Below are 12,910 nucleotides of genomic sequence, written 5' to 3'. Positions count from 1 at the left end.
AGTTTAGGATTTTTGCAATCTGTAATCTTGTTTTTTATAGATATACCAAAACAGAATGATACAGGCTGTACAAAGAATACTGGCCAGTAATGATCCTTCGAAACCAAATTTACCACCAGTTAGCCAATCATTGCCTGCTATGCTTTGAGTGATTATAGTTTCGGTATTTGCACCACTTACTTCGAATCCAAAAATAGGTCCTTGAAAAAAGTTCCAGCTAAAATGCAATGCCAGTGGAAACCATAAGTTTTTCGTGAAAATGTACCCAATTCCTAATAGCATTCCGGCAAGAAAAATATTTGTAACTCCCAAAAATGATAGATTTGGATTGAACAAATGTAATCCTGTAAAGATTAAGGAAGAAAGAACCAGGGCCAGATACCTGTTCATAGAATCCATAAAATTGGGAAGAATATATCCGCGTACCAAAACCTCTTCGTTTACAGATACAAGTACAAATAGAAATACAGATTGCAAAAAGCTCTGTAAAGCAAAATGAACCGAATGGATGCTAAGGTTGCCAGTTGCTCGCAGAATAATTGTACCAAACCCCATCATTAAAAATCCGGCAAGCAAACCGTAAATGATATCTTTCGTTCTGTTCTTTATCGAAAATCCCAAATCAAGCATTCTTTTTCGATCGATGAATCGTGTAAAGATCCAAACTATAGCTAATGTGGCAAAAGTTCCGGAAAATTGTGCTGTTAGCATGATTCCACTCGACATGTTAATATTTTGAAGACTGTTAATATCAAGCTGGCCGGTTACAGCGGCGTGAATCATAACTCCAATTGCCTGAAAGATTGCAGATGCAATAAAAAAGGGGATAATAATTAAAATTGCACGCAGCCATCCTTGTTTGATGACTGGGTTTAAGTTCATTTGGTTCATAATTGTACAGGATTTAATAAGAGATTTAAAATTAGCAGAATAATTTCAAACATTTTTGATTTCTCCGAAATAATACCAGTTTTAATAAGCTGTGTTCGACTAAAAATATGGTCGCAGTTTGCACTGATTTTGAGCATAGATAAGGCAAAAAACAGAGGCATAGCCTAAACTATGTCCATATGTTTTAAACAACAGCAAGGCATCAATAGCAAGATTGGGAACACTTTGAATACTATTATTTTACGTCGAACTAACGTTAATTATGGTATTGCAAAATTGCGACTTTGTATAAATATCCCGATTATTATAAGCATGTAGCAGACACAACTAATTTAGGCGTCTCTACCGTCAAAAAAATCAGATTGATTTTATACCAATACTGGCATGAATCAGCATGATTTCAAAAGAACCACAACAAGTTTGAGAGTTTGATAATTTCACTCCAGTGGGGATATCGATTCTTTCATAAAAGCATGCAGCAGAAAGCACCTAAGTTGTTTTTATGCCTAAGGGTGCCTAATCCAAACATTGTATTGCTGTACCCTTTCTACTTGTCGTCTGCACTCTTCTACCTGACAATTGTGACGAGAGACCTGTTGTCTGTACTCTTCTACCTGCCATTGTTCTCATAATTGTTGCAATATGCATGCTTCTACCTGCCATTGTTTCCCTACTTCCTGATAAAAGTGCTGTTCCACCTGGCATTGCTTCCCTACTTCCTGTCAAATGCATTGCACTTATTAACAAATACGGTGCAGATATCAACAAATACCTTGCACTTGGCAGGTAGAACGGCGCAGATGGCAGGTAGAACGGTGCATCTATTAACACGAACAATGCATTTTTCAACACGAAGGGTGCACTTGGCAGATCGAAGGGTGCAGATGACAGGTAGAACGATGCACTTATCAACAAATAGTGAAACAATGCCTGCTCGAACAGCTCAGATGGCAGGACATACTAATGCATCTTGCGCTTTAAACGCTCCATAAAAAACACGCTGTGAGTCGGTATCGGAATCAATTATTGAAACAGGCAAACTGATTCATCAGATCTTTTAAAATACAATTGGGATTAAATAACGTGAGTTCGACGTAAAATTCTATCCACAGAAAGTTATATTTGGGATAGATTTGCATTAAAAATTTGGAAAGAATAGCGTGCTATTTTGAGGAATTTTTAATGTGAAGATGTCGTAAAGAGAACTTTCCATTATGTGTTTGCCTGCTTTCGGCATAAATTTCCTCAAATCTTCTTGAAATATCCCGATATTCCTTCGAAAATTTGATAAAATTTCTACTCAAAATCAGTGCAAACTGTGAACGAATTTTACGTCGAACTCACGTTAAATATCAATGTTTTTGATTCAGAGTTGAGATTAGGGATATAAAAAAGCTTGCTCCGTAATGGGAACAAGCTCATTTTAAATATTACCAATCAGGTTAGTTATACAATTCCTTGCGCAATCATAGCATTGGCAACTTTTACAAAGCCTCCAATATTTGCACCATTTACGTAGTTCACAAAACCATTTGAGGTTTTACCGTATCGAATACAGGTAGTATGAATATCTTTCATGATGCGTTTTAGCTGATTGTCTACTTCTTCGCGAGTCCAACTTAAGCGCATAGCATTTTGCGACATTTCCAATCCTGAAACTGCAACACCACCTGCATTTGCTGCTTTACCAGGGCCAAATAAGATTTCATGTTTCAGGTAAACTTCAATGGCCTCGGGAGTTGATGGCATATTGGCTCCTTCCGAAACGCAAATACAACCATTTTCAATTAAAATTTTAGCCTCTTCATCGTTAATTTCATTCTGAGTTGCACTTGGTAAGGCAACATCACATTTTACACCCCAAGGTCTTTCACCTGGGAAGTATCCAACATTGTATTTTTTAGCATATTCTTCAATTCTGCCTCGTTTTACGTTTTTCAAACGCATCACATAAGTCAGTTTTTCTTCATCTATTCCATCCGGATCATAAATAAATCCCGAAGAATCGGATAGGGTAACCACTTTTCCACCAAGTTCGTTTACTTTTTCTACTGTAAACTGAGCCACATTTCCCGATCCTGATACACTTACAATTTTGCCTTTTAAACTGTCCCCCTTGGCATTCAGCATTTCTTCGGCAAAATAAACATTACCGTATCCGGTTGCTTCAGGACGAATTAAACTTCCTCCCCATTCGGCTCCTTTACCGGTAAGAACACCTGTAAATTCGTTACGCAGCCTTTTGTATTGTCCAAACATGAAACCAATTTCGCGACCACCAACACCAATATCTCCGGCAGGAACATCAGTATTCGGGCCAATGTGTTTCGATAACTCGGTCATAAAGCTTTGGCAGAATCGCATTACTTCGCCGTCCGATTTTTGTTTGGGATCAAAGTCTGATCCTCCTTTACCACCACCCATTGGCAGAGTGGTTAAACTGTTTTTAAAAACTTGCTCGAAGGCTAAAAATTTTAGAATACCAAGATTTACCGTAGGGTGAAAGCGAAGCCCTCCTTTGTAAGGCCCAATTGCGCTGTTCATCTCTACTCGATACCCCCTGTTTATCTGCACTTCTCCTTTGTCATCAACCCATGGAACTCTGAATATAACTACTCTTTCAGGCTCTGAAATGCGCTCTAAAATTTTTGCTGTTCTGTACTTAGGATTTTCCTCCAGAAAAGGAACCAAAGATTCTACAACTTCGTGAACTGCCTGATGAAATTCAGTCTCACCGGGTGTTCTACTAATAAGATTATCCATAAATTCTTTACTGGATGGGGCTTTGAACATGGTTGTCATGATGCAAATTGTTTAAGTTAGACATGAATATTATTTTGGGTAAAATATGAAAGCAGATGCTTGTATTACTGCTCGATTGATTAAAGGTATGAAAGAATTCGTTCAAGGTCAAGCTGTTATATTCGTTTAAAATCCTTAATTTTAAAAGAGTCCGTTTTTTGCGCTAAAGAATTGAATTTTATGATTTAATTTTTATTGTATCTAAGTAAGCCTCGCACCTATGAATTCAGAATCAGATAATAATCAAGGTATTAACAGAATTATTGCAGAGAATATCGAAAGACTTAAAGAACTTGCTGCAATTAATCAAACCACAGGTATTATTAAGGAAGGAAGATCTATTGAAGATACCTTACAGCAAATTTGCTTTATACTTCCGAAAGCCTGGCAGTATCCTGAGTTTACCGTAGCCAGAATAATTTTTGACGGAAGCGAATATCTAAGCTCGGGTTTTAGATTGTCGCAGTGGACCATGACCCAGGAATTTTTAACCATCGACAACAAAAGTGGAAGAATTGAGATCTGTTACGTAAAAAAATTTCAGAATCTGGATGAAGGTCCTTTCTTGAAAGAAGAAAGACACTTGATTGAGAATCTTGCTAATATTATTGTTGGATACATCAATAGTGAGACCGGCAAGCAGTTGCTTACGCAAGTAAAAAAGAAAAAGGAGGAAAAAAAGGAAATTATTGGCCCTTATGTTCCTGTAACCAATCGTAAACTTCTTCAGAACTTCCTGAATAAAAACAATGCGGATAGAGATATTTATCATGATTTAATGCCTTTTAAGGTGAAAGAAATTCTCTTGGTGGCGAATTTATACGATGCCTATTGCATTGAGAGGGAAGGGCGATTTGCAGAGCAGATTTCAGGTGAATATCAGCAATTGAATCTTACCTCTATGCCTCGTATTACCGGAGTGTCTACTCTTGAAGAAACCATGGAGCAATTGCACAGTAAGCATTTCGATATGATTATCCTGATGGTTGGTGTGGACAAGAAAACCCCGATGGAATATAGCGAGAAAATTAAGAGCCAGTTTCCATACATTTCTATTTTTCTTCTTTTAAATAATGATGCTGATATTGCATTGTTCGAAGAACAAAGAAATGAACTGAAAGCAGTTGATAAATTGTTTGTATGGAATGGTGAATCGCAGGTGTTTTTTGCCATGATTAAATCGTTGGAAGACAAAGTGAATGTTGATAATGATACAAAAATTGGACTTTCGAGGGTGATTTTATTGGTGGAGGATTCAACCAAATATTATTCACGGTATATGCCAATGCTTTACCAAAGCGTTCTGGCACAAACCCAACGAATTATTGATGATGTTAGTACCGATGCACAATACAAAATTTTAAGGTTAAGAGCGCGCCCGAAAATCTTATTGGCTTCGAATTACGAAGAGGCAATGAACATTTACTACAAGTTTAAAGAGTATTTGTTGTGTTTAATTTCGGATGTGAAGTTTTCGAAACAAGGTGTTTTTGAAGAGGATGCAGGAATTCAATTGGTAAAGGAGATTAAAGGCGAATATCCTAACCTTCCGGTGATTTTGCAGTCTTCGGATGTTACCAATGCAGCTCATGCTTTTACACTCAAATGTAGCTTCATTAATAAGAACTCAGAAACCTTGCGTCATGATATCCGCTTGTTTATTCGCCAGTTTCTGGGATTTGGCGATTTTATATACAAAGATGCTGATGGAAATGAAATTGCAACGGCAAAATCATTAAAAGAGTTTGAGGAATATCTTTACCACATTCCTTCAGAATCGTTGGTTTATCATGCCAATAAGAATCATTTTTCGCTTTGGCTGATGGCACGAGGCGAAATTCGCATTGCCAAAATGATTGCTCCCTATAAAATTGGGGATTTCAAATCAGCCGAAGACCTTCGCGATTACCTGATTAATGTGATTCAAAATTATCGTAACGAGAAAAATAAAGGGAAGGTGGTTGAGTTTAATTCCGACCAGGTGCTTAATGCCAACAATATTGTTACTCTTTCAACCGGTTCGTTAGGAGGAAAGGGTAGAGGATTGGCATTTATCAACTCCATGTTGTTTAATCTCGAATTAAGTAGATACATCAAAGACATTAACATTAAAGCACCTATGACAGCTGTTATTGGTGTTGATGAGTATGAATCCTTTATCGATAGAAATAATCTATTGGATAGGACGAAAGACATGCCCGACTTTAAAGAGATACAGCGATTGTTTTTGGCTTCTGACCTTACCATAAGGTTGGTACAGAAAATCAGGATCATGTTAATGAATTTTAATCAGCCATTGGCCATTCGTTCTTCAGGATTGTTTGAAGATTCTTTATTACAGCCTGTGGCAGGTGTATTCCAAACCTATTTGGTTCCCAACAATCATCCCGATTTAAATCAGCGTGTAAAGCAGGTTACCGATGGCATAAAGTTGGTGTATGCTTCCATCTTCTCCGAGGAATCTCGCGCCAATGTTCAGGCCTTAAATTACAAACTTGAAGAGGAAAAAATGGGTGTAGTCATCCAAGAAGTTGTAGGCAATCGGTACGAAGATACTTTTTACCCCCACATTTCGGGAGTGGCTCAATCCTACAATTATTACCCTTACGGGCATATGAAACCCGAGGAGGGCTATGCTGTTATTGCAGTAGGATTGGGAAAATATGTTGTTGATGGAGAAAAAGCCTGTAGGTTTTCACCGATTTTCCCAAATATTGAAAACAATTCGCCTAAAGATCAGTTTAAAAACTCTCAAGTAGAATTTTATGCAATCGATTTAAAAAAGAAAGATGTTGATCTGCTGGAAGGCGAAACTGCAGGATTAATTCGTTTGGAAATTGATGTTGCAGAGGAGCATGGAAACCTTACTCATTGTGCTTCGGTTTACAATTCGTTGAACGATACCATTAGTCCGGGATTAGATTCCTACGGACCACGAATTGTAAATTTCGCCAATATCCTAAAATACGACCATATTCCGTTGGCCAAAACCATCGAATTGGTTTTGGATATTGTAAAAGAGGCCATGGGATCGCCTATTGAAATTGAATTTGCAGTTGACTTGACAAAAGATAAGGAAGGAAAGGCGTCTTTTTATTTGTTGCAAATTAAACCTTTAATTGGCAATGTGGAAGATTATAATGTGGATATAGACCAGGTAGATCCAAAGAAATTAATGCTGCTCTCCGAAATGAGTATGGGAAACGGACTGGTAGATCATGTTTGTGATGTAATTTACATTGATCCAGGCCGATTTAAAAAAGAAATGACTCCCGAAATTGCAAGGATAATTTCTTCGGTGAACGAAAAAATGAAATTGAAGGATAAAAACTATGTGTTAATTGGACCTGGAAGATGGGGTACCAGAGATCGATGGATTGGGATTCCTGTAAAATGGAATGATATTTCGAATTCAAAATTGATTGTAGAGACCAGTTTTTCTGATTATCCATTGGAGGCTTCATCGGGCTCGCATTTCTTTCACAATGTAACCTCAATGAATATTGGATATTGCTCAATACATCACCATTCCAAAACTTCGTTTGTGGACTATGAATTATTGAGCCAGCAAGATCTGATTGCTGAATATGGAGCCGTAAAACATGTAAGGTTTAAGAAAGCTCTTACCATAAAAATGGATGGTAAGAAAAGCTTGGCGGTTGCCAGTTGGCAGAAATAAAACTGGTATAATTAATCGAATCGAATTGCTTTAGCCGGACTGATTTTGCTGATTAAATAGGAAGGAATTAACAACATGGAAACTGTGGCAATTGCACTGCCAATGTTCAATAATATCAAATGACTAAGTTTTAAATTTATGGGTACGGTGTTAACGTAATAATTGGTTGGATCTAAAGGGATAATTTCAAAGTAGTGCTGAATAATACATATACTTATCCCAATAACATTTCCCCAAAGCATTCCCTTTCCAATAATCATGCTTGCCTGGTACAAAAATATTTTACGGATCGACCAATTTGAAGTGCCTAATGCCTTTAAAATTCCGATCATGTTGGTTTTTTCCAATATGATGATGAGCAATCCGGATATCATGTTGATACCTGCCACCAGAACCATTAGTGTAAGAATAATCCAAACATTGATGTCCAGCATTTCCAACCAACTAAAAATTTGAGGATATTTTCTAATAATATTTCGAACTTTTATACTACCACCTTCTTGTGTAAAAGAGCTAGCTGTGCTTTGTTTTACCAGGTAGGTAAGTTTCGATATTTCATTAAAATCTTCAATAAACACTTCATATCCACTTATCTGATCTTCGTTCCAATCATTCAGTTTTTGAATATGACGCATATCGCAAACCAAAAAAAGTTTGTCGAATTCTTCCATTCCGGTATTGTAGATGCCCGAGATCCGGAATCTTCTTTCGCGTGGTGGTTGCTGAATAAAGAAAACGGATATTTTATCGCCAACTTTTACTTGTAAAAGCTTTGAAAGCTTTTTGGATATTAGAATTTGATTAGTTTTCTTTTCTCCAAGTTGGAAAATGTCTCCATCAACCAGATTCTTTTCAAAAAAGCTCCAGTCAAAATCGTTCCCTACTCCATTTAAAACTATGCCTTGTATTTCCGATTTTGTTTTCAGAATTCCAGGTTTTGTGGCAAATGATTGGATATGACGAATACCATGGATTTGTTTAATTAACTTCGTGTCGATGATACTCTTGCTGATGGGTTGTGTCTCAAAAGAGGAGTTGTTATCGTAATTGGTAATCTGAATGTGAGATCCGAAACCAGTTACTTTGTTTGTAATTTCTGATTTAAAACCGGTAACTATGGCAATGGCTAAAATCATTACACTGATTCCAAGGGAAATACTAAGTTTGGCAATTTTAATAATCGGGCGAGACATTTTTATTTCGCCTTTTTCACCAGTAGTAATCTTGTTGGCTATAAATAATTCCAGATTCAAATTGATATTCTTTTTGTTAAGATTAACACAAAAGTAGTAATTTCATCTAATCAAAAATCGAAAAGAGAAATATGGTGAGAAATTATTTGTTTACAGTTTTGATGTGCTTGATTTATGGAAGTTCGTCATGTGCAATTCAAAAGGACGCGAGGCCAATACCCGCTGCCGAAAGATATGATATCTACCTACCCATTTTAGCCAATAAGTCGATTGGTGTTGTTGGCAACCAATCGTCTTGGGTTAAAAATATTCATTTGGTTGATTTTTTGCTCTCCAAAGGGATCAATATCAAAAGAATATTTAGTCCTGAACATGGATTTAGAGGAACAGCCGATGCCGGAGAAAAGCTGAAGAATAGTAAGGATGTAAAAACAGGTATTCCCATTGTTTCATTATATGGAAACCATTTTAAGCCCAGCGCAAACGAAGTTCAAGATCTCGACATCATACTTTTCGATATTCAGGATGTGGGCGTACGATTCTACACCTATATTTCTACATTACACTATGTAATGGAAGTTTGTGCTGAGCAAAGCATTCCTTTGCTAATTTTAGACAGGCCAAATCCGAATGCATACTATGTTGATGGCCCTGTTTTGGATGTAGACTATGAATCTTTTGTTGGGATGCATCCGGTGCCGGTTGTGTATGGATTAACAATTGGTGAATATGCACAAATGATTAATGGGGAATTGTGGCTTAAAGGAAAATTACAATGCGATCTTAGGGTAGTACCTTGTAAGAACTGGAATAGAAATCAAATTTATGATTTACCTGTAAAACCATCTCCCAACCTTCCAAATGCTTTGTCCATAGCCTTGTATCCATCCTTATGCTTTTTTGAAGGGAGTGTGGTAAGTGCAGGGCGAGGTACCGATCAGCCATTTCAATGTTTTGGACATCCTAAAATGAAGGCATCAGGTTTTACTTTCACCCCTAAAAGCATTCCTGGTGCAAGCAAGTATCCAAAGTTCAAGGGTGAAATTTGCAATGGAGTCGATTTGTCCAAAATAGAATTAAAAGAGTTTAGAAATAAGAAAAGACTGGATTTATCCTATTTATTACTGGCGTACCAGCAATTGTCGGCAAATACGAATTTTTTTAATGCTTTTTTTAAAAATCTGGCTGGAAGCAATGTGTTGCGGAAGCAAATAGAAAAAGGAATGAGTGAAGAGGACATTAGAGCGTCCTGGCATGATAAACTTGAGGCCTACAAACAAATTCGAAAAAAATATCTGATTTATCCTGATTGGTGAAATCGGAAACAGAACCACCGGTGGCGAAAGGAAAGTAGTATCGACTTAATTGACAAAACCGGTGGCCTGTTTCAGAGGGATTTCTTATCAAAATACATAGCAGTTTGGAGTACTTGAGTTCCACTTATTGAATCAAAATCCTTTAAACGTCTATTCGCAATTCTTTTTTGAAGTTGACACTTTAATAAGTTGCGATATGACTGCTGAATAGCAGGAATAAGTATATACGCTTGCTTAAGATCGGTTAAATTAACTTTATTTTCGACCAAAGCTTTTTGATATTTAGAATCTTTCATCAATAAATCATAGAATTTTTTCATATGATTTAGCCAACCAGTAAATGCTTTTGCGTTTTGTTCTGACTTTTCTAATGATTTCCAAAAGCTTGGATACTTATTTAGAATAGGCTTTATTAATCTCAAATGCTGATTGTAAAGAAAATTCATCTTTCTCCTCATTGAGTAAACCAAACTACTGGCTACAATTTCTTTCTGTGCGAATTTTCTTGATATTTCATACAATTGGAAAGAGTCAGTGATTTGATCATCAACCTGACCGGAATTGAGTGCAACTTCCTTACTCAAAGCAACTTCTTCGTCAATATTTACTCGCTTAAAAGTACTTTCCATCTTCTTACAGTTGTGAAATGTTTCGTATACAAGTTTAAAAAATACTATTCTGTTGTATCTAAATCCTCCATTAAAAGACTGTTAATATTAAATGATTTTAATGAAGTGCATAATATTTAATTAATAGAAGTTTAATGCAGAAAATGAGAATAATTTATTTAGAACTCATCAAAATAATCGGTAATTTTAGTGTAGTACGAACTAAAACTAAATTGAAAATGGCATTTACCTTACAAATTGGAGATAAAGCTCCAGAATTTAATTTGATTGCAACGGATGGTATTAGATATAAGTTAAATGATTTTAAGTCATCCAAACTATTGGTGGTCTTTTTTACCTGTAACCACTGTCCCTATGTTACAGGTTCAGATGAGGACACAAGAGCCATAGCAGATAGATATATTCCAAATGGTGTTGAGTTTGTAGGAATTAATTCAAATTCACCGAATACATACGAAGAAGACGATTACGACCATATGGTTACCCGAATGGAAGAAAATGATTTTCCTTGGGTATATTTATATGATGAATCGCAAGACGTGGCCTTAAGTTATGGAGCGCTTAGGACACCACATTTTTATTTATTCGATGAAAATAGAAAACTAATATATACAGGCAGGGCAGTTGATAATCCAAAAGATACTTCTAAAGTTACAGAGCGCAATTTGGAGAACGCAATAGATGAATACTTACAAGATAATAAAGTATCAAATCCTGTTACCAATCCTATTGGTTGTAATGTAAAATGGGATGGAAAAGACAAACACTGGATGCCAGCAGATGCATGCGATTTGGTTTGATCATGCTATAAGCAGAAAGGTACAAGAAAAACGGCTCCCAATCTTGGAAGCCGTGTTCTATATATTTGCTTTAGCTGTTATTATATTAAAGGGTTCTTCCCGGATAAACCTTTAATGCCTCGGCAAGAGTTTCCATAGCATTGGCAAGATCTTCCTTCTTTAATACATATGCAATACGAACTTCGTTTTTACCTAAACCTGGAGTGGCATAAAATCCGGTAGCGGGAGCAACCATTACCGTTTGGTTTTTATGTTCGAACTCTTCCAAAATCCACTGCGCAAATTTATCTGCATCATCAATTGGAAGTTTTACCACCGTGTAGAATGCACCTTTCGGGCTTGGGCAATAAACACCTTCCATCTGGTTTAAAGCAGCAACCATAAAATCACGACGAGCAATGTATTCATTGTAAACTTCATCAAAATATTCTTTTGGAGTATCCAAAGAAGCTTCGGCAGCAATCTGTCCAAATGCTGGTGGACACAAACGAGCCTGAGCAAACTTTAATGCAGTATTGATTACATCTTTGTTTTTAGTGATTAAAGCACCAATACGAACACCGCATTCGCTGTAACGCTTCGAAACAGAGTCCATCATTACAACGTTTTGCTCGATACCTTCCAAGTTCATAGCCGAGAAATGCTCTTCACCACCATAACAGAATTCGCGATATACTTCATCAGAGAAAAGGAACAAATCGTGCTTCATAACTAATTCACGCAATTGATTCAATTCATCCTTTGAGTATAGGTAACCAGTAGGGTTGTTAGGATTACAAATAACAATAGCTTTTGTGTTAGGAGTCATCAATTTTTCGAACTCTTCGATTGATGGCAATGCAAAATCGTTCTCGATATTAGAAGTAATAGGAACAACCCTAACACCAGCTGCAATTGCAAAGCCGTTGTAGTTGGCGTAGAATGGCTCGGGAATCAAAACTTCATCGCCGGGATTCAAGCAAGTCATTAAAGCGAAAGTGATTGCTTCCGATCCACCAGTTGTAATCAACATCTCTTCCTCGTTTACATTAATACCTATGCCTTGGTACATTTTGGCTAACTTCTTACGGTAAGAAATATTACCTGCTGAGTGAGAATATTCAATTACTTTCTCGGTGCAATTTCGGATTGCATTCATTGCAACTTCCGGAGTTTTAATGTCAGGCTGACCAATGTTCAAATGATAAACTGTTCTGCCTTTTGCTTTTGCGCCTTCTGCGTAAGGAACCAATTTACGAATTGGTGACTCAGGCATCAATCTTCCTTTGTCTGATATCTGTGGCATTTGTTATAAATATGTTTAAGTGTTTGAATAATTTGTTAACGAGTGCCTAAATACTTAAAATGCCTAAAGTACTTATAGTTGTGTAAGTCGACTTGAAGTGAGAAATTCTTCTAAATCAGCTTAACTTTAAGTACTCATAAGTACTCGAAGTACTTAGAAACTGAGTTTGCCAAAAATAGATAAAAAAGAAGGTAAAAAAAATCATTTTTATTGCTTTTCAGCATACATTTAAAAAACTGTCCCTTAGGAAGAAGCAGAGGATGATCTTAAAGGGAAAAACAATTGCGAAATCAGATTTTTGATTCCCCTCATTTT

9 protein-coding genes are annotated in these 12,910 nt (G+C 36.6%); 3 read left to right on the top strand and 6 right to left on the bottom strand.

Features of this window, described 5'->3' with window-relative positions:
• Positions 1 to 3: 3 nt before the first annotated feature.
• The 3 genes from ACO05S_RS07085 to gdhA form a co-directional block, all read right to left on the bottom strand.
• Positions 4 to 891: a CPBP family intramembrane glutamic endopeptidase gene (locus tag ACO05S_RS07085; protein ID WP_421920826.1), complete on the bottom strand. Its 888-nt coding sequence runs from the start codon at positions 889 to 891 to the stop codon at positions 4 to 6.
• 516 nt (positions 892 to 1,407) lie between these two features.
• Positions 1,408 to 1,623 (bottom strand): hypothetical protein, encoded by a 216-nt coding sequence (locus ACO05S_RS07080; RefSeq protein ID WP_421920825.1) that lies wholly within the window; start codon positions 1,621 to 1,623, stop codon positions 1,408 to 1,410.
• A 714-nt stretch (positions 1,624 to 2,337) separates the two neighbouring features.
• Entirely contained in the window at positions 2,338 to 3,684 is a 1,347-nt protein-coding gene (gene gdhA / locus ACO05S_RS07075) for an NADP-specific glutamate dehydrogenase (RefSeq protein ID WP_421921280.1), read from the bottom strand.
• Between the two features lie 229 nt (positions 3,685 to 3,913).
• On the opposite strand from gdhA, the gene ACO05S_RS07070 reads away from it, so the two are divergent.
• The gene (locus ACO05S_RS07070) at positions 3,914 to 7,372 is read left to right on the top strand and encodes a PEP/pyruvate-binding domain-containing protein (protein WP_421920824.1); all 3,459 of its coding nucleotides are present in this window, start codon (positions 3,914 to 3,916) and stop codon (positions 7,370 to 7,372) included.
• 11 nt (positions 7,373 to 7,383) lie between these two features.
• Here the strand turns inward: ACO05S_RS07070 and ACO05S_RS07065 are convergent, their stop codons facing one another.
• Positions 7,384 to 8,625: an ABC transporter permease gene (locus tag ACO05S_RS07065; RefSeq protein ID WP_421920823.1), complete on the bottom strand. Its 1,242-nt coding sequence runs from the start codon at positions 8,623 to 8,625 to the stop codon at positions 7,384 to 7,386.
• 71 nt (positions 8,626 to 8,696) lie between these two features.
• On the opposite strand from ACO05S_RS07065, the gene ACO05S_RS07060 reads away from it, so the two are divergent.
• Entirely contained in the window at positions 8,697 to 9,881 is a 1,185-nt protein-coding gene (locus ACO05S_RS07060) for an exo-beta-N-acetylmuramidase NamZ family protein (RefSeq protein ID WP_421920822.1), read from the top strand.
• A gap of 71 nt (positions 9,882 to 9,952) precedes the next feature.
• On the opposite strand, the gene ACO05S_RS07055 is transcribed toward ACO05S_RS07060, so the two are convergent.
• Positions 9,953 to 10,510 carry a hypothetical protein gene (locus tag ACO05S_RS07055; protein ID WP_421920821.1) on the bottom strand — a complete coding sequence of 186 codons (558 nt, stop codon included), beginning with the start codon at positions 10,508 to 10,510 and terminating at the stop codon, positions 9,953 to 9,955.
• A gap of 218 nt (positions 10,511 to 10,728) precedes the next feature.
• Between ACO05S_RS07055 and ACO05S_RS07050 the strand changes: the two genes are divergently transcribed.
• Positions 10,729 to 11,310, top strand: a complete 582-nt coding sequence (locus ACO05S_RS07050) for a thioredoxin family protein (RefSeq protein WP_421920820.1) — start codon at positions 10,729 to 10,731, stop codon at positions 11,308 to 11,310.
• An 85-nt stretch (positions 11,311 to 11,395) separates the two neighbouring features.
• Here the strand turns inward: ACO05S_RS07050 and ACO05S_RS07045 are convergent, their stop codons facing one another.
• The gene (locus ACO05S_RS07045; protein ID WP_421920819.1) at positions 11,396 to 12,595 is read right to left on the bottom strand and encodes a pyridoxal phosphate-dependent aminotransferase; all 1,200 of its coding nucleotides are present in this window, start codon (positions 12,593 to 12,595) and stop codon (positions 11,396 to 11,398) included.
• Positions 12,596 to 12,910 lie beyond the last annotated feature (315 nt).

Origin of the sequence: Marinifilum sp. (assembly GCF_965230805.1) — a bacterium.
Lineage (GTDB): Bacteria > Bacteroidota > Bacteroidia > Bacteroidales > Marinifilaceae > Marinifilum.
Note: the sequence above shows the minus strand (reverse complement) of the source record. Positions and strands in the feature narration are given on the sequence as shown.